Here is a 20291-nt window from a genome sequence, read left to right as displayed (position 1 = left end):
TGCGGGGATTAGTGCGCGACGGCGGCAGCGCCGTGCTCGTCGATCAGGTGGCCGGTGTAGAAGCGGTCGAGTGCAAACGGTGCGTTCAGCGGATGCGGTTCGTCGCGGGCGATCGTGTGCGCGAACACCCAGCCCGAGCCCGGAGTCGCCTTGAAGCCGCCGGTGCCCCAACCGCAGTTGAAATACAGGCCCTTCACGTCGGTCTTGGTGATGATCGGGCATGCGTCCGGCGACACGTCGACGATGCCGCCCCACTGGCGGTTCATCCGCACGCGCGAGAACACCGGGAACATCTCGACGATCGCCTGCAGCGTGCTTTCGATGATGTGGAAGCTGCCGCGCTGACCGAAGCCCGTGTACTGGTCGATACCCGCGCCGATCACGAGGTCGCCCTTGTCGGACTGGCTGATGTACGCGTGCACCGCGTTCGACATGATCACCGAGTTGACCACCGGCTTGATCGGCTCGGACACCAGCGCCTGCAGCGGGTGGCTTTCGATCGGCAGGCGCACGCCGGCCATGTCGGCGAGCGTCGTCGTGTTGCCGGCCGCCACCACCGCGACCTTCTTCGCCTTGATGAAGCCCTTCACCGTATCGACGCCGACCACCGCGCCGCCTTCGCGGCGAATGCCCGTCACCTGGCAGTTCTGGATGATGTCGACGCCGGCGCGGTCCGCGCCGCGCGCGAAGCCCCAGGCCACCGCGTCGTGGCGTGCAACGCCCGCACGGCGCTGGATCGATGCGCCGAGCACCGGGTAGCGGCTGTTCAGGTTGATCGTCGGCTCGATTTCCTTGATCTGCGCGGGCGTCAGGAATTCGGCGTCGACGCCGTTCAGCCGGTTCGCATTCACGCGGCGCTCGGTGTCACGCACGTCCTGCAACGTGTGCGCGAGGTTCATCACGCCACGCTGGCTGAACATCACGTTGTAGTTCAGGTCCTGCGACAGCCCTTCCCACAGCTTCATCGCCTTCTCGTACAGCGCGGCCGATTCGTCCCACAGGTAGTTCGAGCGCACGATCGTCGTGTTGCGCGCGGTGTTGCCGCCGCCGATCCAGCCCTTCTCGAGGATCGCGACGTTCGTGATGCCGTGCTCCTTCGCGAGGTAGTAGGCGGTCGCGAGGCCGTGGCCGCCGCCGCCGACGATCACGACGTCGTATTCCTTCTTCGGTTCCGGGCTCTTCCACTGCTTTTCCCAGTTCTCGTGATACGAGAGGCCGTTGCGGAACAGGCTGAATATCGAGTAGCGGCTCATGTTAGTGATCCTTCGTTAGCATTCGATGACGTTCACGGCAAGACCGCCGCGCGACGTTTCCTTGTATTTCGTCTTCATGTCGGCACCCGTCTCGCGCATCGTCTTGATCACCGAATCAAGCGACACGTAGTGCTGGCCGTTACCCTTGAGCGCCATCCGCGACGCGTTCAGCGCCTTGATCGCGCCCATCGCGTTGCGTTCGATGCACGGGATCTGCACGAGCCCGCCGACCGGGTCGCAGGTCATGCCGAGGTTGTGCTCCATGCCGATCTCGGCCGCGTTCTCGACTTGATCCGGCGTGCCGCCCATCACCGCGGCGAGCGCGGCCGCGGCCATCGAGCACGCGACGCCCACTTCGCCCTGGCAACCGACTTCCGCGCCGGAAATCGACGCCGTTTCCTTGTAGATGATCCCGATCGCCGCGGCCGTCAGCAGGAATTCGACGATGCCGGCTTCGTTCGAGCCCGGCACGAATTTCACGTAGTAGTGCAGCACCGCGGGAATCACGCCGGCCGCGCCGTTGGTGGGCGCGGTGACGACGCGGCCGCCCGCCGCGTTCTCCTCGTTGACGGCCATCGCATACAGGTTGACCCAGTCGAGCATCGACAGCGGGTCGCGCAGCGACTCCTCCGAACGCGCACGCAGGTGCCCGTTCATCTCGGCCGCACGGCGCTTCACGCGCATCGGGCCCGGCAGTTCGCCCTCGACCTTGCAGCCGCGCTCGACGCATGCAGCCATCGTGCGCCAGATCGCGAGCAGCCCGGCGCGCACTTCGTCCTCGGGACGCAGCGCGCATTCGTTGCGCAGCATCACCTCGGCGATCGACAGCCCGTGTTCGCGGCACTGGCGCATCAGGTCGTCGCCGGTACGGAACGGATACGGCACTTCGACCGCCGCGCGCACGCCGTTCACGCGATCGCCGTCGCGATTGACGACGAAGCCGCCGCCGACCGAGTAATACTCTTTCTCGACGAGCAGCTGGCCGTGCTCGTCGAACGCCTGGAAGCGCATCCCGTTCGGGTGCACGATGCTCGTGCCGCTCATCAGCTTGCGATAGAAGCCGATGTTCTCCTTCTCGTCGAAGCGGATCGTCTGCTTGCCGAGCAGCGTCAGCGACTTCTCCGCGCGGATCCCGGCGAGCCGCGGCTCGATCAGGTCTGGATCGATCGTGTCCGGCAGATGGCCCTCGAGACCGAGCAGCACCGCCTTGTCGGTGCCGTGGCCCTTGCCCGTTGCACCGAGCGAGCCGTATAGTTCGACCCGCACGCGGCGCACGAAGCCGAGCAGGTTCGCGTCCTCGATGTGCGATGCGAAGCGGCACGCGGCGATCATCGGGCCGACCGTGTGCGAACTGGACGGGCCGATGCCGATCTTGAACAGGTCGAACGCGCTGACGTTCATCTGGCTTCCTCTGGGTGGGCGTACGTGAAATGTCGTTGGCATCAGTACATCAAAGCGTAAAATTGGCAGATAGAACAAAAACGGCATCGGCGTGGGATAGCGCCGCCAAGCCCCGCGCGGGACGGCCGGAAAGTGCGTTTTGGCGATGGTTCGCGACGCAAAAGCACAAGTCGGCCGGCGCCTGCACCGCCCGGCAGACGTACCCCGCAACCGAGTGAAACGAGTGAGACCTGCCTTACCGGCGTGACGAGATTGACCGCGATGACACCCGACGTACCCGCTTCCCCCCTCGCCGAACCGGCGCCGCAGCGCATCCGCTTCGGCATCGTGCTGCTGCCGAACTTCACGCTCACGGCCTTCTCGGGTTTCGTCGACATGCTGCGGCTGTCGGCCGACGACGGCGACTACAGCAAGCCCGTGCGCTGCGCGTGGAGCGTGATCGGCGAAACGCTGGCGCCGGTGCGCGCGAGCTGCGGGATCCAGATCACGCCGTGGGAAACCTTCGAGGGGGCCGAACCATTCGACTACGTGGTCGTGGTCGGCGGGCTGCTGCACTCCGGGCCGCAAGCCGGCCCCGAAACGCTCGAGTTCATCCGCCGCGCGGCGACGGCCGGCGCTACGGTCGTCGGAATCTGTACGGGCGTGTTTACGCTGATGCGCGCGAAGGTGCTCGACGGCTATCGCACCTGCGTGAGCTGGTTCCACTACTGGGATTTCATCGAACGCTTCCCGAGCGCCGATCCCGACCTGCTGATCGCCGACCGCCTGTTCGTGATCGACCAGCGCCGCATCACCTGCTCGGGCGGCCGCGCGTCGATCGACGTCGCCGCCGCGATCCTGCTGCGTCATTTCGACCACGCGACCGTGCAGAAGGCGCTGCGCATCCTGCTCGTCGGCGAGATGCAGAAAGGCAATGCGCCGCAGCCGCATCCGCCGGGCCTCGAGCCGGCCACGCACCCGAAGGTCAAGCGCGCGATTCTTCTGATGGAACAGCATGTCGGGCGCTCGCTGCCGCTCGAGGAACTCGCGTGCAAGCTCGACATGTCGACGCGCCAGCTCGAGCGGCTGTTCAAGGCCGAGACGGGCAGGAGCCCGCAGGCGTTCGCGAAGCAGGTGCGGCTGCGCACGGCCGCGTGGCTGCTGACCAGCTCCGACCGCACCGTCGCCGATATCGCGTCGAGCTGCGGGTTCGCCGATGCGTCGCACCTCGGCCGGGAGTTCCGCAAGCAGTTCGGCGTGCCGCCGGCCACCTATCGCGAGCGCGGCGGAGAAGTCGCGGAAGTCGCGGTGCCGGTTGCAACAGATGCCGATCCCGTCGAAGACATCGCCGACTGACGATCGCGCGCCGTCGCCGGCGCGCTCCCTTTCCTCCTCCGGCCGCGCATCGAACCGCGCACGATCGCCGCACGTTCCCCTCCAATTGGAACCGGTTCCAATCAGCTTGGCCGATGTTCTCCCACGTTGATTGAGGGTTATTCCGGATGCTGACGCTCGTCCAAATTTGTATGATGACCACATCACCTTACAAGCTAGAGCGCCATGTTCGAGAAAATTCCCGCCCGTGCGATGAGCGACCACGTCGCGCAGCAGCTGCTCAAGCAGATCGAAGCCGGCAGCTTCTCGGCGAGCGGCAAGTTGCCGACGGAAGCCGTGCTCGCGCAGGAATTCGGCGTGAGCCGCACCGTGATCCGCGAGGCGATTTCGCGGCTGAAGAACGAAGGCGTGGTCGAACCGCGCCAGGGCAGCGGCGTGTACGTGAACCAGCACGGCGCGATCCGGCCGCTGCGGATCGACTACGCGGAAGCCGTCGAGGCCAGCTCGCTGCCGCACCTGCTCGCGGTGCGCCGCGCGATCGAGGCTGAAGTCGCGGCCGAAGCCGCGCTGCACCACACCGCCGACGACATGGCCGACATCGACGACGCGCTGCGCAAGATCGACGCCGCGGCGGCCGAAGGGCGCGACGGCGTCGCGGAAGACGTCGCGTTCCACCGCACGATCGCGGCCGTCACCGGCAACCCGTATTTCCTGAAGACGCTGCAGTTCCTGAACCAGTACCTCGAGGCCGGCGTGAAGGTCACGCGGCGCAACGAAGCGACGCGCGAGGATTTCTCGCGGCAGGTGCGCGAGGAACACGCGGCGATCGCCGACGCGATCCGCGCGCGAGACCCGATGGCGGCGCGCAACGCGGCACGCACGCACATGTACAACGCCGCGCGCCGTCTCGCGGAAGCCGGCATCTGCTGAAGCCGGCAGCGGTGCCCGACCGGGCACCGCCACCGTCCCGAACCTCTTCCCGAATCGATCAAGGTTGACCATGTCACGAAATGTTGGAGTCATCGGCCTCGGCGCAATGGGCCTGGGCGTCGCCCGCTCGCTGCTGCGCGCGGGCTTCCGCGTGCACGCATGCGACGTGCGCGACACCGTGCTGCAGGCGTTCGCGGCCGAAGGCGGCGTGGCCTGCGCGAGCCCGGCCGAACTCGGCGCGCAGTGCGACGTCGTCGTCACGCTCGTCGTCAATGCCGCGCAGACTGAAACGGTGCTGTTCGGTGAGCACGGCGCGGTCGCGGCGATGAAGCCGGGCGGCGTGGTGATCGCGAGCGCGACCGTCGCGCCCGACTTCGCGGTTGCGCTCGGCGCGCGCATCGAGGCCGCGGGCCTGCAGATGCTCGACGCCCCGGTGTCCGGCGGCGCCGCGCGCGCGGCGTCGGGCGAGATGACGATGATGACGTCGGGCCCGGCCGCCGCGTATGCGGGTTGCGACGACGTGCTCGCCGCGATGGCCGCCAAGGTGTATCGCCTCGGCGACGCGCACGGCATCGGCTCGAAGGTGAAGATCATCAACCAGCTGCTGGCCGGCGTGCATATCGCGGCGGCCGCCGAGGCGATGGCGCTCGGCTTGCGCGAAGGCGTCGACGCCGACGCGCTGTACGACGTGATCACGCACAGCGCCGGCAATTCGTGGATGTTCGAGAACCGCGTGCCGCACATCCTGAACGGCGACTACACGCCGCTGTCGGCCGTCGACATCTTCGTGAAGGATCTCGGCCTCGTGCTCGATACCGCGCGCCGCAGCAAGTTCCCGCTGCCGATGTCGGCCACCGCGCACCAGATGTTCATGAGCGCGTCGAGCGCCGGCCACGGCGGCGAGGACGATTCCGCCGTGATCAAGACTTTCCCCGGCATCACGCTGCCGCCCGCCCGCTGATTCGAACGACGCTCCCGCCATGACCGCTTCCGCTTCCCGTCCCCTGCTCGGCTGCATCGCCGACGATTTCACCGGCGCGACCGATCTCGCGAACATGCTCGTCAAGAGCGGCATGCGTACCGTGCAGACGATCGGCGTGCCCGCCGACGGCGCCGCGCTCGACACCATGATCGACGCCGATGCGATCGTCGTCGCGCTGAAGTCGCGCACGATTGCCGCCGCCGACGCCGTCGCGCAATCGCTCGCCGCTTACGAGTGGCTGCGCGCACAGGGCTGCCGACAATTCTTCTTCAAGTACTGCTCGACGTTCGACTCGACCGACGCGGGCAACATCGGGCCCGTCGCCGACGCGCTGCTCGATGCAGCCGGCGGCGATTTCGCGATCGCTTGCCCGGCGTTCCCCGAGAACAGCCGCACGATCTTTCGCGGCCACCTGTTCGTCGGCGACGTGCCGCTGAACGAATCGGGCATGGAGCACCACCCGCTCACGCCGATGAAGGACGCGAACCTCGTGCGCGTGCTGCAGCGGCAGACGACGGCGAAGGTCGGCCTGATCCGCTACGACACGATCGCGCAGGGCGCGGCCGCCGTGCGTGCGCGCGTCGACGCGCTGCGCGCGGACGGCACGCGTTTCGCGATCGCCGACGCACTGTCGAACCACGACCTCCACGTGCTCGGAGAAGCGTGCGCGAACCTGCCGCTCGTCACGGGCGGCTCGGGCGTCGCGCTCGGTCTGCCGGAGAATTTCCGCCGCGCGGGGCTGCTGCCCGAGCGCGACAACGCGGCGTCGCTGCCGCGCATCGACGGGTTGTCGGCCGTGCTCGCCGGCAGCGCGTCGAAGGCGACCAACGCGCAGGTCGCCGCGTGGCGCGAAAGCCGTCCGAGCTTCCGGATCGATCCGCTCGCGGCATCGCGCGGCGAACCCGTCGTCGACGACGCCCTCGCATTCGCACGCTCGCACCTGCCGCAACCCGTGCTGATCTATGCGACCACGTCGCCCGACGAAGTGAAGGCCGTCCAGCAGGCGCTCGGCGTCGAAGCGGCCGGCCATCTCGTCGAAAGCACGCTCGCGGCGATCGCCCGCGGCCTGCGCGAGCTCGGCGTGCGCAAGTTCGTCGTCGCCGGCGGCGAGACGTCCGGCGCGGTCGTGCAGGCGCTCGACGTGAAGTCGCTGCAGATCGGCGCGCAGATCGACCCCGGCGTGCCGGCCACCGCCACCATCGACGCGCAGCCGCTCGGCCTCGCGCTGAAGTCCGGCAACTTCGGCACGGTGGACTTTTTCGACAAGGCGCTGCGCGCGCTCGACGGAGCCGCATGATGCGCGACGAAGCGAAACTGCGCGAAGAGATCTGCGTCGTCGGCGCGAGCCTGTACGCGCGCGGCCATGCGGTCGGCAGCGCCGGCAACATCAGCGCGCGGCTTGCCGACGGCTGGCTGATCACGCCGACCGATGCGTGCCTCGGCCGGCTCGACCCGAACGACATCGCGAAGGTCGGCCTCGACGGCCAGCCGCTTTCGGGCGGCAAGCCGTCGAAGACGCTCGCGCTGCATCGCGGTATCTACGCGCGCAATACCGAAGCCAACGGCATCGTCCACACGCATTCGACGCATCTCGTCGCGCTGACGCTCGCGGGCGTATGGCGCGACACCGACGTGCTGCCGCCGATCACGCCGTACTACGTGATGAAGGTCGGCCACATTCCGCTGATCCGCTATCGCCGCCCCGGCGATCCGGCCGTCGCGGCCGAAGTCGCGACGCTCGCCGACCAGGTGCGCGGCGTGCTGCTCGAGCGCCTCGGCCCGGTGATGTGGGGACAGTCGGTGTCGCACGCGTCGTTTGCGCTCGAGGAACTCGAGGAAACCGCGCGGCTGTGGCTGATGACAGAGCCGAAGCCCGAGCCGCTGTCCGACGCCGCACTCGACGAACTGCGCCAGGCCTTCGGCGCGCGCTGGTAGCGCGACGCATCGCGCACAGTCCGCGCGCAAACGACGTACCGATTCCCATGCCCGCCGTGTGCGCGGGCCCTTGCCTCAGCACACACACATGATCCGGCGGCGTACGCGCCGCCGGCACACAACATCGATGGAGACGACGATGACTGCTCTCGACGCGGCCGCAAGCCGCTCGCCCGCCGCGCCCGCCCAATCGGCCGAGCTCGACCGCACCTACAAGAAAGTGTTCTGGCGCATCGTGCCGTTCCTGATGCTCTGCTACGTGGTCGCGTATCTCGACCGCGTGAACGTCGGCTTCGCGAAGCTGCAGATGTCGCAGGACCTCGCGTTCAGCGAAACCGTGTTCGGCCTTGGCGCCGGCATCTTCTTCCTCGGCTACTTCGTGTTCGAGTTGCCGAGCAATCTGCTGATGCACCGCCTCGGCGCGCGCATCTGGATCGCGCGGATCATGATCACGTGGGGCCTGCTGTCTGCCGTGTTCGCATTCGTCAGGACACCGACGCAGTTCTACGTGCTGCGCTTTCTGCTCGGTCTCGCGGAAGCCGGCTTCTATCCGGGCGTGATCCTGTACCTCACGTACTGGTTCCCGTCGCATCGCCGCGCGAAGATCATCGCGGTGTTCATGTCGGCGATTCCGGTGTCGGGCATCTTCGGCAACCCGCTGTCGGGCTGGATCATGGAACGCTTTCACGGCGGCTCCGGCTTTCACGGCTGGCAGTGGATGTTCATGATCGAGGCCGTGCCGGCCGTGCTCGTCGGCATCGCGACGATCCTGTATCTCGACAACAGCATCCGCGGCGCGAAGTGGCTCGACGAGCGCGAGAAGCAGCTGCTCGAGGATGAAATCGCCGCGCAGCCGCAGGAACAGCAGAAGCACGGCCATTCGCTGAAGGCCGTGTTCGCCGACCCGCGCATGTGGTGGATGTCGCTGATCTACTTCGCGTTCGTCACCGGCCAGTACGGCCTCACGTTCTGGATGCCGACGCTCGTCAAGTCGACCGGCATCACCGATACGTTGCAGATCGGCCTGCTGTCGGCGATTCCGTTCGTCGTCGCGATCATCGTGATGAACCTGTTCGGCCACAGCGCGGACAAGCACCGCGAACGCCGCTGGCACCTGATCGTGCCGGCGCTGATGGGCGCCGTCGGGTTTGCGGTCGCCGCGTCGTACTCGCACAATACGGCGGTGTCGATCGTGTTCCTGTCGCTCGCGGCGGGCGGCGTGCTGACCTGCGCCCCGCTGTTCTGGTCGCTGCCGACCGCGTTCCTCGCCGGCTCGGCCGCTGCCGCCGGGATCGCGATCATCAACTCGGTCGGCAACCTCGCCGGATTCGCGAGCCCGTACGTGATCGGCTACCTGAAGGACCTCACGCACAGCACGTCGTCCGGCATGTACGTGCTCGCGTCGATGCTCGTGATCGGTGCGATCGCCGTGTGGCTCACGCCCGCGAAACTCGTGAACCGCTGAGCCTGCCGCCATTCGACGCGGGGCGCCGTGCGCCCCGCCCCATTCATTCACAGGAACCGCTGCCATGCCCCGCTTCGCCGCCAACCTCTCGATGATGTATACCGAGCACGCGTTCCTCGAACGCTTTGCCGCTGCCGCCTCCGACGGCTTCAAGGCCGTCGAGTACCTGTTCCCGTACGACTTCGCCGCCGAGGACATCCGCGCGCGGCTCGACGCGCACAACCTCGAGCAGGCGCTGTTCAACGCGCCGCCCGGCGACTGGGCCGCCGGCGAGCGCGGGATCGCGTCGCTGCCGGGCCGCGAGGACGAGTTCCGGCGCGGCATCGACCAGGCGCTCGACTATGCGCGCGTGCTCGGCAACAAGAAGCTGCACGTGATGGCCGGGATGGTCGCGCCGGGCGAGCGCGCGCGCCATCGCGACACCTACCTGGAGAACCTGCGGCATGCGGCGCAGGCCGCGTTCGCGCACGGCATCACGATCCTGATCGAGCCGATCAACCAGCGCGACATGCCCGGCTATTTCCTGAGCCGCCAGGACGACGCGCACGAGATCTGCGCGGAAGTCGGCGCGCCGAACCTGAAGGTGCAGTTCGACTGCTATCACTGCCAGATCGTCGAGGGCGACCTCGCGATGAAGCTCAAGCGCGATTTCGCGGGCATCGGCCACATCCAGATCGCCGGCGCGCCCGAGCGCCACGAGCCGGATATCGGCGAGCTCAACTACCCATACCTGTTCGCGCTGATCGACGCGCTCGGCTACGACGGCTGGATCGGCTGCGAGTATCGCCCGAAGGCCGGCACGTCCGAAGGCCTCGGCTGGCTCAAGTCGTACCTGTAATTCAAGCATTCCAAGAGGGCAACGAACATGAAAGTACTGATCACCGGCGGCGCCGGCTTTCTCGGCCAGCGTCTCGCGCGCAAGCTGCTCGAGCGCGGCGAGCTGACCGGCCCCGACGGCCGGACCGGCAAGATCGACGAGCTGGTGCTGCTCGACGTCGTCGAAGGCAGCGATTTCGGCGATGCGCGCGTGACGTCGATCGTCGGCGACATCGCCGATCGCGCGGTGCTCGAAAGCGCGATCGATACGCGCACGGGCGCGATCTTCCATCTCGCGGCGATCGTCAGCGGGCAGGCCGAAGCCGATTTCGATCTCGGCATGCGGATCAACCTCGACGCGTCGCGCACGCTGCTCGAGGTGTGCCGCGCGCGCGGACATCGTCCGCGCGTCGTTTTCACGAGCTCGGTGGCCGTCTACGGCGGTGTGCTGCCCGACATCGTGCAGGACGACACCGCGCTGAATCCGCAATCGTCATACGGCGCGGAGAAGGCGATCGCCGAGCTGCTGCTGTGCGACTATGCGCGGCGCGGCTTCGTCGACGGCCGCGTGCTGCGGCTGCCGACCATCAGCGTGCGACCGGGCCGCCCGAATGCGGCCGCGTCGTCGTTCGCGAGCGGCATCATCCGCGAGCCGCTGAACGGCGAGGAAAGCGTGTGCCCGGTGCCGGGTTCGACGCGGCTGTGGCTGCTGTCGCCGCGCGGCGCGATCGACGCACTCGTCGCCGGTTGCGAAATCGACAGCGAGAAGCTCGGCAACAAGCGCGTGATCAACCTGCCCGGCCTGTCGGTGTCGGTCGACGAGATGATCGCGGCGCTGCGCGAAGTCGCGGGCGACGACGTCGTAAAGCTGATCCGCCATGTGCCGGACGAGCGCGTCGAGAAGATCGTCGGCAGCTGGCCGGGCCGCTGGGACACGACGCGCGCGGAAGCGCTCGGGCTGAAGGGCGACACGTCGTTCGCGGACGTGATCCGCAGCCATATCGCCGACGAGCGGCGTTGACGGCCACGCCGCCGGGCGGGCAAGCGGCCGCCCGCGCGGCAGGCACCGTCGGGTCGCATCAGCGCGGCCCGGCGGATTCCCCGACACGCATCGATGCGCGCTTCGCCCCGCCCGGCGGGCGCGCCGCGCCGGCCGCGTGCTGCCACGCCAGCAAGCCCGGCAGATAGAACAGCAGATCGCGCACGCGCCGCGCGCCGGCCAGCGCCAGACAGGTCGGCGCGTCGAAGCCGAGCAGTCCGCCGATCAGCACGAACCCGCCCTCCTGTACGCCCAGCCCCCCCGGCATCATGAACGCGATGCTGCTCAGGAGCTGGATCAGCGCCTCGATCGCGAGCGCCTGCGCGAACGTCGGATCGGCGCCGAGGAAGCGCAGCGCGACCCAGAGTTCCAGCGCATGTCCGGCGAACTGCAGCGTCTGCCAGATCGCGAGATATCGCACGACGATGCCGGTCTTGCGCCAGATCATCCGGATCGACTGATCGGTGCGCGCCGATTCGCCGACCAGCGCCACCACCTTCCCGCTCGTGATGCGGTTGAGCGCGCGCATCGCCCGCTCGAACGGCCGCGCATGCTGCACCAGCGCGAACAGCAGCAGCACCGGCACCATCGCCGCCATCCCGATGGCGAGCTGCGCGGCCACCCGCGCGGCATCGGACGAGCCGCGGTCGAGCACGTAGCCGATCGCGACCAGCGCGAACACCAGTTGGCTGATCAGCGTCAACTGCATGTCGGCGACGAGGCTCGCCACGATGGTCGCCGGGCGCACGCCCGCGTGCCGCAGCAAGCTGAACGACACGAGTTCGCCGCCGATCCGCGCGACCGGCAAAAGTCCGTTGATCGATTCGCGAATCCAGACCAGCTTCAGCATCGTCGCGAAGGACGGCCGGCGCCGGCCGCGGATCAGCATCCGCCAATCCCATGCATTCGCGAGCATCGGCAGCACGTGAACCAGCGCGGCGAGCAGCAACCCGGCGCCTGCGGCCTGCAGCCGGTGCAGGACCGTCAATGGATGCTCGCGCCAGATCAGCCATACGGCGATGGCCAGCCCGGCGAGTGCGGCGATGCGTCCCGCATGCCGGAGCCGCGCGTCGCGATAGGTGGACAGCCGGCTCGCGCCTTCATCGTCGGAATGCGTGTCGTGCGTCATGGTTTCCCCGCCGGCGACAGCAAACCCTCGCGGTCGACGCGAAAGCGCGTGCCGCGCCAGATGACATGCGACGAGAAGAAGCTCGACACGAAGATCAGGAACTGCACCAGATCGACGAACGGCAACCAGCGCGCGCCGCGCAGGCTCGCGCCGATCGCGCGCGCCGTTCTCACCATCAGCAGCGCCCGTGCGACAAGCGCGGCCACCGTCAGCGCGCACGCGGCCGCCGTACCGCCGGACAGCAGCAGCGCCAGCAGTGCGAGCGGCACCGGATGCATCAGCACCGAACCGGCATGACCGCCCCGGTCCGCCGCCCGGATCGTGCAACTCCAGCGCAATTCGTGCGCGTACAGGTTGGCGAACGTGTCGTCGACACACGCATGCCCGACGACGAACGGCGGAATCACGACCCGCGCCCCGACCTGCCGCACCGCTTCGCCGAGCGCGTGATCCTCGGCGAGGTGATGCGCGAAACGCGCGAGGCCGCCGATGCGTTCGAGCGTCGCGCGCGTGATCGCGATCGTCTGGCCGAAACACGGACGCGCGCGACCGATGAAGAGCCCGGTGATCACGCCCGGCAGGAAATGGTAGTTCGTCATCGCGACCGCAACGCCGGGCCAGAAACCCGGCGACGCGACGCCGCGATACACGCTCGTCACGATGCCGACCTCCGGCTCCTGTAGCGCGCCGACGATGCCCCGCAAATAATCGCGCTCAACCACCACGTCGCTGTCGGCAAGGCAGAGCACCGAATGCTCCGCGTGTTCCAGCATGTTCACGAGATTGGCGACCTTGCGGTTCGGGCCGTACAGCCGTGCATCGGCGACGACCGTGATGTTGGCGTCCGGATGGCGCGCACGCAGCGCCTCGACGGCCGCGAGCGCGGCGTCGCCTGCGTCATGCACGCCGAACAGGTGCTGAACCGGCCCCGGATAATCCTGGACAAAGAAGCTTTCGAGATGCTGACCAAGATGCCATTCGTCGCCGTGCAACGGCTTCGCGACGGTGACACCCGGAAAATCGCGCGGCATCGCCGCCACGCGGGAAAAGAACCGGCCGACCAGCACGCTGGCCGCGATCGTATAGGCAATGCCCAGCAGCACGCCGAACCCGCAAACGAGCGATATCGCCCGGGCCAGCGCGTGCACCACCTGCAGCCACTCCATGCCTCTCTCCCGAGGTTTTCCGTGCGACTGCAATGCCGGTATTGGCCTCGCGCGCACGGTTTCATCCATGCACGCAGCCGGATCGATTGCTATCGAGCCGGATGCCGGATGTGAAGGATGACCAACAGACGGTACGCGCAATCAGATGACATGACTATCGCGCCGGCAACCTTACGATCCGACAGGATCGCAGTCGCGACGACGCCCCATTCATCGAACGTCATCGTGGTGAAAGATGCCTTGGGTACAATCTGCGGGCCCGCGCGGCGATCGGCAAAGGGGCGCGCCATCGCTCGCTCGACCGGATACTTTCGATGTGCGGCCGCACACTTAAAGTTTCGTTAAGCATTCGGCCGTAGAATCCGCCAGAAGATACCGCCACCCCGCTTGCCAGGAGCCTTCATGCCCACGCCCGCCCGATATGACGCAGTCGCCCGCGTTCTTCACTGGCTCATCGTCGTTCTGCTCGTCGCGCAGTATGCGATCGGCTGGACGATGCCCGACGTGCATCGCGACACACGCCCGGTCGGGCTGATCGCCGCTCACTTGATCGTGGGCACTGCGCTGCTCGCCGCGATGGCTTGTCGCGTGCTCTGGCGCGCGACGCATCGTCCACCCGCCGACCAACTGTCGCCCACGATGCGCGCGTTGTCCGGCGCAACGCATGTCGCACTCTATGCGCTGCTGATCGCGGTGCCGTTGCTCGGCTGGATCAATGCGTCATCGCGCGCGTGGGCCGTGACGCTGTTCGGCATCGTGCCGTTGCCGGCACTGTCGGCAGCCGGGTCGGGATTCGGGCACGCGATGGGCGACGTGCACGGCATCCTTGCGTGGGTGTTGTTCGGCGGTGTGTGCCTTCACGTCGCAGCCGCGATCGCGCATCGGTTCGTCCTGCGCGACCAGGTCATGCAGCGGATGATGCCCTGGTAATCTCGTCGCTCACGTCCCAGCCCATTCCTCGATCGACCCGTGCACTCATCGCAATCGCGTGACGAGATGATCGCGGCGCCGCGCGAAGCGGCGCGCAATCGACGGCATGGCCGTGCGTGCGGTTCGATCAGGTCGCGTGCCGCGCACCGCATGCGTAGTGCCGTGACGCGAACACGACGGCCTGAAGATGCACACGTACATGTCGACACCTAGTTGTCGAGCTGCGCCGGCATGACGGAGGCCGGCGCATCCGCGGCGGCCGCAGCCGCCATCCTCGCGCGATCCTGCTCGGCGAGCTTCGCCTGCGCGGCCTGAATGTCCGCGGGATATTCGCCGTCGTCGCCCTTCGACGGGTCGTAACCCGCCGCTTCCAGACGAATCAGCTCGTCGCGAACCTGTGCACGCGTGAGCGGCGCATTCGATTGCGCGAATGCAGACTGACCGGAAATCGCGCCGATCATCATCAGTAGTGCGATACAAGTTTTCATCATGAACTCCTTCAATGTTTCGTGCCGATCAAGCGTGGTGAATGTCGAACCCGGCGCAGCGGGCCTTCAGGTCAGCTGCCGAAATACGGCGTGCAGAAGCTCTCGGGCCCCACGCACGCGGCTGGGCGCGGACGGGGCGGCAGCGCCGCCGGCCTTCCCGCATCGGAAGCCGCAGCCGGATCGCTGCCGATCGCGCTCTCGGCCTGATGTTGCGGTATCTGTTCGGCCTGCTGCTGGAACAGCGGGCTCACCGCCGGATACGACGTGTCGGTCACGAAGCGCAACCCGTTGTTTTCGGCGTCGATCAGTTCTTGCCTGACCTGCGCGCGCGTCAGTTCCTGGGCCGACGCGGGCGCCGCGACACTCGCGACGGAAATCGCCGCCACCGTGGCGGCCACCAGCCAATGCGTGTTCATGCTCCACTCCTTCGAAAGTCAACGAGACGACGTGCTACATCCCGTATGACGACGGCCGGTGCGCGTTTATTCCCGGAATTCCGCGGAGCTTGCGCCGGACGCTCACCGAACTGTCATTCTTTCGTCAGCCGGCGTAACCTGACGTAATGCGGCCCCACCGCGCGTGGGGCAGACTGACGACACCTTGTGGATCGGTCCTCGATCATGTCCGTTGCCTACGACTACGCGGCCGGCCTGCTTCGCACGCTGTACGACCACCATATCGATAGTGGCGCGGTGCTCGACACGGCCGCGTTCCCCGATGCCGAGCGCTTCATCCACGCGTGGCCGGCGATACGCGCGGAAGCGCTCGACGTCGCGCGCGACCTGCCGCGCATCCCGCGCTTTCACGAGATCATGCGCGAGCAGCACGACATCTCGGCCAACGATGCGCGCGACTGGCGGATGTTCATCATGCAGGCGTACGGCCAGCCGTTCCCGCGCAACCTGTCGCGCTGCCCGACCGTCGAATCGATCATCGCGGCGTCGCCCGACGTGCTGTCCGCGTCGCTGTCGTTCCTCGCGCCGGGCAAGCACATCCCGCCGCACCGCGGGCCGTTCCGCGGCATCCTGCGCGGCTATCTGGTGCTGTCGATGCCGAAGCGCGCGGACGGCACGCCGGCCGCCGTGCTGAAGGTCGACGGCCACGAATACCGGCTCGACGAAGGCCGCTTCCTGCTGTGGGACGACACGTTCGTGCATGAAGTGTGGAACGACAGCGACGAAGTCCGGATCGTGCTGCTGCTCGATATCCGCCGGCGCGGCATGCCGCGCTTGCTGACGTGGCTGTCGAATGCGGTGATCGGCATCGTGCGGATCGGTATCCGCATACGCGGGCGATCGATTCCGGTCTAGCAAGACACCCGGCGCACGCGCGTTGCGATCAATCCTCGCGCGCAAGACGCGTCATGACCTCCGTGAGCGCCTGAATCGCCGGTTGCGCGGCGCGTTGCACCGGGTACACGAGGTAGTAGCCCAGGCCGTTGCGCACCACCTCCGAAAACGGAGCGACCAGCGTTCCGGCTGCCAGCCGATCCGCCGCCATGCGCGGATCGCCGATCGCGACGCCGTGCGCCTGGGCCGCGGCCGTCAGTGTCAGTTCGAGCGTATCGAATACGAGCCCCGCGCGCGGGTCGATCTGTGTGGCGCCCACGGCGTCGAGCCAGCATCGCCATTCATCGCGATTGCGCGCGGGATGCAGCAGCGTCGCCTGCGCGAGATCGGCTGCCGACTGCAACGACGCGCCCACCTCGCGCGTACACATCGGCGTCAGGTATTCGTCGAATAGCGGGACCGCCACCATGCCCGCCCAGCTGCCGGTGCCACGCACGACGATCGCATCGAAATCGGCGTCGGTGAAATCCGGTGTGTCGTCCGCCGACGTGTGAATGCGCAATTCGGTCCGCGGCAGCGCGTGATTGAGCGCCGACAGCCGCGGCAGCAGCCAGCGAATCGCGAACGTGGAAGGCAGCCGCAACGTCAGCGTCGATGCGGCATGCGCATGGGCGTGAGCATGTCGCGCCAGTTGCGCGAGGACGTCGACGGCCACCGTCAGCAGCGCGCTGCCTTCCGTGGTCAACGTCAATCCCGACGGATGACGGACGAACAACGCACACCGGTAGTGCGCTTCCAGTTGCTGCACCTGACGGCTCACCGCGCCCTGGGTCCGGCACAGATGCTCGGCGGCCCGGTTGAAGCTGCCCAGTTCGGCGGCGGCGACAAACGCCTGGAACGCCGTCAGCGGCGGCAGCGCGCGCGTCAGATCCGCGAGCGGGTATGCGTGGGCGGCATGCCCGGGTTGCGGATTTTTCGTTTGTTCGGTCATCGCGGCATCGCTATCGTGGTTGCACCGGCGCGACGGCTGTCGCGGACGGCTCGTCAACAATCAGCGGAGAAATATCATGGTTTCGTCGTCCGACGCACTTTACACGCGACAGGTCGATACCTACCTGAAGACACTCGAGCGCGGCGACGTCGCCGCGATCTGTGCATTGTTCACGCCGGACGCGCGGATATTCTCGCCGTTTCTCGGCTGGATGGCGCCGCAACCCTTCTTCGAAAAAGTCGCGGCGGCATCCGGACAAAGCCGGATCACACCGATCGACATCTGCGTCAGCACGACGGGCGCACGTCGGGCCACCGGCTATTTCACCTACGACTGGGGACTGAAAGACGGCTCCGCGGTGCAATTCGAGTGCGTCGACGTATTCGAATTCGACGACGACGCGCGCATCGAGCGCATGATCATCGTCTATGACACGCATCCGATACGAAGCACGGTCGGCGACAAGTACGCGTAGCCGGGCGAGCGCGGGCACGTGCCATTGCGCGGCGCAGCAACGGCTGCCTGAGCCGCCGGCCGCAGGGCGATGTCGCTGCCGGCCCGATCGATCGCCTAAACTACAGACCGTCCCCCCTGCGCGGCTCCTGCCAGCCCCTGCCATGGCTCACCTCTTCTTCGCGGCGTCGATCCAGCGGCATATCGACACGCCCGAGCGCGACATCGACGCACGGACGCTCGGCGAAGCGCTTGAAACCGTCTTCGGCGAACAGCCGCGGCTGCGCGGCTACATCGTCGACGACCAGGGTGCGCTGAGAAAGCACCTGTCGGTATTCATCGACGGCCAGCCGGTGCGCGACCGGCAACACCTGTCCGACGCGCTCGGCGACGCGAGCCGCGTCTATGTCGTTCAGGCGTTGTCCGGCGGATAAAGGGACGCATCTCAATGAAGCAAGCGCCCGATCGCGCGCACAGGAGACACCCGACATGAACGATCGACTGCTCGTCGCGACCCGCAAGGGCCTGTTCGTGCTGCAAGCCGACGGCAACGGCGGCTGGTCGCTCGACGAGCCGCACTTCATCGGCGAACCGGTCAGCATGGCGCTGGCCGACCCGCGCGACGGCACGCTGTATGCGGCGCTCAATCTCGGTCATTTCGGCGTCAAGCTGCATCGCCGCCGCGCAGGGGCAGCCGACTGGGAAGAGTGCGCGGTTCCCGTGTATCCGCCGCAGCCCGCCGACGCGCTGCGCGCCAACGTCGGCGCACATGCCGGCGACGCCGACGCGGGCGACGAAGCGCCCACCCCGCCTCGGCCGCCCTGGACACTTCAGCAGATCTGGTCGCTCGAAGCCGGCGGCGCCGACGAGCCGGGCGTTCTGTGGGCCGGCACGATACCTGGCGGGCTGTTCCGCTCCGGCGACGGCGGCGATTCGTGGGAGCTCAACCGCGCATTGTGGGACCGTCCGGAGCGCCCCGAGTGGTTCGGCGGCGGCTACGACGCGCCGGGCATTCATTCGGTGATGGTCGATCCGCGCGACAGCCGGCACGTGACGATCGGCATCTCGTGCGGCGGCGTGTGGCAGACGTTCGACGGCGGCGCGAGCTGGCGCGTCAGCGCCGACGGGATGGAAGCCGATTACATGCCGCCCGAGCGGCGCGGCGAGCCCAACGTGCAGGACCCGCATCGCGTCGTGCAGTGCGCGGCCAATCCCGATGTGCTGTGGACCCAGCATCATTGCGCGATCTTCCGCTCGACCGACGGCGCCGCGCACTGGCAGCGCATCGAAGCGCAGCCGTCGAGCTTCGGCTTCGCGGTCGCCGTGCATCCGGCGGATCCCGACACCGCGTGGTTCGTACCGGCCGTGAAGGATGCGTGCCGGATTCCGGTGAACGGCCGGTTCGTCGTCACGCGCACGCGCGACGGCGGCCGCAGTTTCGAGAGCCTGTCGAACGGGTTGCCACCTGCGCCGGCCTACGACCTCGTGTATCGGCACGGGCTCGCGGTGGATGACACCGGCACGCGTCTCGCGATGGCGTCGACGACGGGCGGGTTATGGACTTCCGGTGACGCCGGCGAGAACTGGCGGCAGGTTTCCGCGCATTTGCCGCCGGTGTATTGCGTGCGTTTCGGGTAACGACGCGGCTCAAGCGGCCGGGCCGTGGAAGCAGCCCTCTCGCGACCGGCATCGAGACGACACTGCCTCGATGCCGGTGCGGGACGTCGATGCCCTGCCGCTCAATGCACGCCGAGATAAGCCTTCACCGCCGGCAGGCCCGGCTTGCCGTCGAGCGTCGTCACGCCGGCCAGCCACTTCTCGAGCGATTGCGGATTCGCCTTCAGCCACGCGGCCGCGGCCTTGTTCGGGTCTTCCTTGTTCATGATCGGCACCATCACGTGGTTCTCGATCGCCGTCGTGAACTGCAGGTTCGACACGAACTTCGCGACGTTCGGGCAGCGCTGCGCGTAGTCGGGCGGCGTGGCCGTCAGCACTTTCGCTTCGCCATAGTTCGGGCCGAACACGTCGTCGCCGCCCGTCAGGTAATCGATCTTCATCTGCACGTTCATCGGATGCGGTTCCCAGCCGAGGAACACGATCCACTGTTTGTCGCGGGCCGCGCGGTTCACCTCGATCAGCATCCCGGCCTCGCTCGACTCGACCAGCTTGAACTTGCCGAGCCCGAACTGATTCGTGTCGATCATCTTCTTGATCAGCGCATTGCCGTCGTTGCCCGGCTCGATCCCGTAGATCTTGCCGTTGAGCTTGTCCGCGTACTTCTGGATGTCGGCGAACGACTTCAGGCCGCCCTGGTACACGTAGTCGGGCACCGCGAGCGTGTATTTCGCACCGGTCAGGTTGGGCGTGGCGAGCACCTTGATCGTGCCGGCCTTCGTGAACGGCTGGATGATCGGGTCCATCGTCGGCGACCAGTAGCCGAGGAACACGTCGATCTGCTTGCTCTTGATGCCGGCGAACGTGATCGGCACCGACGCGATCGTCTTGGTAGGCGAGTAGCCGAGCCCCTGCAGCATCGTCGACGCGAGGCCGGTGGTGGCCGCGATGTCGGACCAGCCGACGTCCGCGAAGCGCACGTTCTTGCACACGGGCGGGTCGGCCGCATACACCGCCGACATCGGCGCGGCGATCCCGATCCCGCATACCGTTGCGATCAATAAGCGCTTCATCTGTCTTCTCCTCAAGGTGACGT

The 20291-nt window shown here is 67.4% G+C and carries 21 protein-coding genes; 13 read left to right on the top strand and 8 right to left on the bottom strand.

Annotation, left to right across the window (positions count from 1 at the left end; genetic code table 11):
* Positions 1-8 precede the first annotated feature (8 nt).
* Complete coding sequence (locus tag FFI87_RS19195) at positions 9-1253, bottom strand: sarcosine oxidase subunit beta family protein (protein ID WP_006480591.1); 1245 nt, start codon at positions 1251-1253, stop codon at positions 9-11.
* Positions 1254-1268: 15 nt separating this feature from the next.
* The gene (locus FFI87_RS19190; RefSeq protein ID WP_006749888.1) at positions 1269-2654 is read right to left on the bottom strand and encodes an L-serine ammonia-lyase; all 1386 of its coding nucleotides are present in this window, start codon (positions 2652-2654) and stop codon (positions 1269-1271) included.
* Between the two features lie 261 nt (positions 2655-2915).
* Between FFI87_RS19190 and FFI87_RS19185 the strand changes: the two genes are divergently transcribed.
* The 8 genes from FFI87_RS19185 to denD all read left to right on the top strand — a co-directional run bounded on the left by FFI87_RS19185 (position 2916) and on the right by denD (position 11117).
* On the top strand, positions 2916-3989 hold the full coding sequence (locus FFI87_RS19185) for a GlxA family transcriptional regulator (RefSeq protein ID WP_138849483.1): 1074 nt from the start codon (positions 2916-2918) through the stop codon (positions 3987-3989).
* A gap of 204 nt (positions 3990-4193) precedes the next feature.
* A complete protein-coding gene (locus FFI87_RS19180; RefSeq protein WP_012366772.1) occupies positions 4194-4898 on the top strand; it encodes a FadR/GntR family transcriptional regulator in 705 nt (234 codons plus the stop codon).
* A gap of 70 nt (positions 4899-4968) precedes the next feature.
* A complete protein-coding gene (ltnD, locus tag FFI87_RS19175; protein ID WP_138849484.1) occupies positions 4969-5859 on the top strand; it encodes an L-threonate dehydrogenase in 891 nt (296 codons plus the stop codon).
* Between the two features lie 19 nt (positions 5860-5878).
* Positions 5879-7177 (top strand): 3-oxo-tetronate kinase, encoded by a 1299-nt coding sequence (gene otnK / locus FFI87_RS19170; protein WP_138849485.1) that lies wholly within the window; start codon positions 5879-5881, stop codon positions 7175-7177.
* A complete protein-coding gene (locus FFI87_RS19165) occupies positions 7177-7815 on the top strand; it encodes an aldolase (protein ID WP_138850227.1) in 639 nt (212 codons plus the stop codon). Before otnK ends, FFI87_RS19165 begins: the two co-directional genes overlap by 1 nt.
* Before the next feature lie 139 nt (positions 7816-7954).
* Positions 7955-9280: an MFS transporter gene (locus FFI87_RS19160; RefSeq protein ID WP_138849486.1), complete on the top strand. Its 1326-nt coding sequence runs from the start codon at positions 7955-7957 to the stop codon at positions 9278-9280.
* A gap of 64 nt (positions 9281-9344) precedes the next feature.
* The gene (gene otnI / locus FFI87_RS19155; protein ID WP_138849487.1) at positions 9345-10118 is read left to right on the top strand and encodes a 2-oxo-tetronate isomerase; all 774 of its coding nucleotides are present in this window, start codon (positions 9345-9347) and stop codon (positions 10116-10118) included.
* A 27-nt stretch (positions 10119-10145) separates the two neighbouring features.
* The gene (denD, locus tag FFI87_RS19150; protein ID WP_138849488.1) at positions 10146-11117 is read left to right on the top strand and encodes a D-erythronate dehydrogenase; all 972 of its coding nucleotides are present in this window, start codon (positions 10146-10148) and stop codon (positions 11115-11117) included.
* A 58-nt stretch (positions 11118-11175) separates the two neighbouring features.
* Here the strand turns inward: denD and FFI87_RS19145 are convergent, their stop codons facing one another.
* Entirely contained in the window at positions 11176-12264 is a 1089-nt protein-coding gene (locus FFI87_RS19145) for a lysylphosphatidylglycerol synthase domain-containing protein (RefSeq protein WP_138849489.1), read from the bottom strand.
* Positions 12261-13430: a bacteriohopanetetrol glucosamine biosynthesis glycosyltransferase HpnI gene (gene hpnI, locus FFI87_RS19140; RefSeq protein ID WP_138849490.1), complete on the bottom strand. Its 1170-nt coding sequence runs from the start codon at positions 13428-13430 to the stop codon at positions 12261-12263. Before hpnI ends, FFI87_RS19145 begins: the two co-directional genes overlap by 4 nt.
* Before the next feature lie 402 nt (positions 13431-13832).
* Here hpnI and FFI87_RS19135 point away from each other — a divergent pair, with 402 nt between their 5' ends.
* Positions 13833-14360 (top strand): cytochrome b, encoded by a 528-nt coding sequence (locus FFI87_RS19135; RefSeq protein WP_138849491.1) that lies wholly within the window; start codon positions 13833-13835, stop codon positions 14358-14360.
* 209 nt (positions 14361-14569) lie between these two features.
* Here FFI87_RS19135 and FFI87_RS19130 read toward each other — a convergent pair whose 3' ends face one another.
* Together FFI87_RS19130 and FFI87_RS19125 are read right to left on the bottom strand one after the other, a co-directional pair.
* Entirely contained in the window at positions 14570-14848 is a 279-nt protein-coding gene (locus FFI87_RS19130; RefSeq protein WP_012366782.1) for a DUF4148 domain-containing protein, read from the bottom strand.
* A gap of 71 nt (positions 14849-14919) precedes the next feature.
* On the bottom strand, positions 14920-15264 hold the full coding sequence (locus tag FFI87_RS19125) for a DUF4148 domain-containing protein (protein WP_138849492.1): 345 nt from the start codon (positions 15262-15264) through the stop codon (positions 14920-14922).
* 204 nt (positions 15265-15468) lie between these two features.
* Between FFI87_RS19125 and FFI87_RS19120 the strand changes: the two genes are divergently transcribed.
* Positions 15469-16158: an aspartyl/asparaginyl beta-hydroxylase domain-containing protein gene (locus FFI87_RS19120; RefSeq protein ID WP_012366784.1), complete on the top strand. Its 690-nt coding sequence runs from the start codon at positions 15469-15471 to the stop codon at positions 16156-16158.
* A 28-nt stretch (positions 16159-16186) separates the two neighbouring features.
* On the opposite strand, the gene FFI87_RS19115 is transcribed toward FFI87_RS19120, so the two are convergent.
* Positions 16187-17128: a LysR substrate-binding domain-containing protein gene (locus FFI87_RS19115; RefSeq protein ID WP_138849493.1), complete on the bottom strand. Its 942-nt coding sequence runs from the start codon at positions 17126-17128 to the stop codon at positions 16187-16189.
* 76 nt (positions 17129-17204) lie between these two features.
* Between FFI87_RS19115 and FFI87_RS19110 the strand changes: the two genes are divergently transcribed.
* The 3 genes from FFI87_RS19110 (at position 17205) to FFI87_RS19100 (ending at position 19219) form a co-directional block, all read left to right on the top strand.
* On the top strand, positions 17205-17603 hold the full coding sequence (locus FFI87_RS19110) for a nuclear transport factor 2 family protein (RefSeq protein WP_012366786.1): 399 nt from the start codon (positions 17205-17207) through the stop codon (positions 17601-17603).
* A 142-nt stretch (positions 17604-17745) separates the two neighbouring features.
* Positions 17746-18015, top strand: coding sequence for a MoaD/ThiS family protein (locus tag FFI87_RS19105; protein WP_006749905.1), 270 nt, complete (start codon positions 17746-17748; stop codon positions 18013-18015).
* A gap of 55 nt (positions 18016-18070) precedes the next feature.
* Positions 18071-19219 (top strand): WD40/YVTN/BNR-like repeat-containing protein, encoded by a 1149-nt coding sequence (locus tag FFI87_RS19100; protein ID WP_138849494.1) that lies wholly within the window; start codon positions 18071-18073, stop codon positions 19217-19219.
* Between the two features lie 101 nt (positions 19220-19320).
* Here the strand turns inward: FFI87_RS19100 and FFI87_RS19095 are convergent, their stop codons facing one another.
* Entirely contained in the window at positions 19321-20268 is a 948-nt protein-coding gene (locus tag FFI87_RS19095; protein WP_138849495.1) for a choline ABC transporter substrate-binding protein, read from the bottom strand.
* Between the last annotated feature and the right edge of the window lie 23 nt (positions 20269-20291).

It is taken from the genome of Burkholderia sp. KBS0801 (genome assembly GCF_005937855.2).
Classification (GTDB): domain Bacteria; phylum Pseudomonadota; class Gammaproteobacteria; order Burkholderiales; family Burkholderiaceae; genus Burkholderia; species Burkholderia ambifaria.
Note: the sequence above shows the minus strand (reverse complement) of the source record. Positions and strands in the feature narration are given on the sequence as shown.

What these genes read in the sequence shown, in the direction of transcription:
- FFI87_RS19125 (WP_138849492.1), bottom strand. Translation starts at nt 15,264, where the DNA reads ATGAACACGCATTGGCTGGTGGCCGCCACGGTGGCGGCGATTTCCGTC.
- FFI87_RS19130 (WP_012366782.1), bottom strand. Translation starts at nt 14,848, where the DNA reads ATGAAAACTTGTATCGCACTACTGATGATGATCGGCGCGATTTCCGGT.
- otnI (WP_138849487.1), top strand. Translation starts at nt 9,345, where the DNA reads ATGCCCCGCTTCGCCGCCAACCTCTCGATGATGTATACCGAGCACGCG.
- FFI87_RS19195 (WP_006480591.1), bottom strand. Translation starts at nt 1,253, where the DNA reads ATGAGCCGCTACTCGATATTCAGCCTGTTCCGCAACGGCCTCTCGTAT.
- FFI87_RS19190 (WP_006749888.1), bottom strand. Translation starts at nt 2,654, where the DNA reads ATGAACGTCAGCGCGTTCGACCTGTTCAAGATCGGCATCGGCCCGTCC.
- FFI87_RS19145 (WP_138849489.1), bottom strand. Translation starts at nt 12,264, where the DNA reads ATGACGCACGACACGCATTCCGACGATGAAGGCGCGAGCCGGCTGTCC.
- FFI87_RS19160 (WP_138849486.1), top strand. Translation starts at nt 7,955, where the DNA reads ATGACTGCTCTCGACGCGGCCGCAAGCCGCTCGCCCGCCGCGCCCGCC.
- FFI87_RS19135 (WP_138849491.1), top strand. Translation starts at nt 13,833, where the DNA reads ATGCCCACGCCCGCCCGATATGACGCAGTCGCCCGCGTTCTTCACTGG.
- FFI87_RS19095 (WP_138849495.1), bottom strand. Translation starts at nt 20,268, where the DNA reads ATGAAGCGCTTATTGATCGCAACGGTATGCGGGATCGGGATCGCCGCG.
- hpnI (WP_138849490.1), bottom strand. Translation starts at nt 13,430, where the DNA reads ATGGAGTGGCTGCAGGTGGTGCACGCGCTGGCCCGGGCGATATCGCTC.
- FFI87_RS19185 (WP_138849483.1), top strand. Translation starts at nt 2,916, where the DNA reads ATGACACCCGACGTACCCGCTTCCCCCCTCGCCGAACCGGCGCCGCAG.
- FFI87_RS19180 (WP_012366772.1), top strand. Translation starts at nt 4,194, where the DNA reads ATGTTCGAGAAAATTCCCGCCCGTGCGATGAGCGACCACGTCGCGCAG.
- FFI87_RS19120 (WP_012366784.1), top strand. Translation starts at nt 15,469, where the DNA reads ATGTCCGTTGCCTACGACTACGCGGCCGGCCTGCTTCGCACGCTGTAC.
- FFI87_RS19115 (WP_138849493.1), bottom strand. Translation starts at nt 17,128, where the DNA reads ATGACCGAACAAACGAAAAATCCGCAACCCGGGCATGCCGCCCACGCA.
- ltnD (WP_138849484.1), top strand. Translation starts at nt 4,969, where the DNA reads ATGTCACGAAATGTTGGAGTCATCGGCCTCGGCGCAATGGGCCTGGGC.
- FFI87_RS19165 (WP_138850227.1), top strand. Translation starts at nt 7,177, where the DNA reads ATGCGCGACGAAGCGAAACTGCGCGAAGAGATCTGCGTCGTCGGCGCG.
- FFI87_RS19105 (WP_006749905.1), top strand. Translation starts at nt 17,746, where the DNA reads ATGGCTCACCTCTTCTTCGCGGCGTCGATCCAGCGGCATATCGACACG.
- FFI87_RS19110 (WP_012366786.1), top strand. Translation starts at nt 17,205, where the DNA reads ATGGTTTCGTCGTCCGACGCACTTTACACGCGACAGGTCGATACCTAC.
- denD (WP_138849488.1), top strand. Translation starts at nt 10,146, where the DNA reads ATGAAAGTACTGATCACCGGCGGCGCCGGCTTTCTCGGCCAGCGTCTC.
- otnK (WP_138849485.1), top strand. Translation starts at nt 5,879, where the DNA reads ATGACCGCTTCCGCTTCCCGTCCCCTGCTCGGCTGCATCGCCGACGAT.
- FFI87_RS19100 (WP_138849494.1), top strand. Translation starts at nt 18,071, where the DNA reads ATGAACGATCGACTGCTCGTCGCGACCCGCAAGGGCCTGTTCGTGCTG.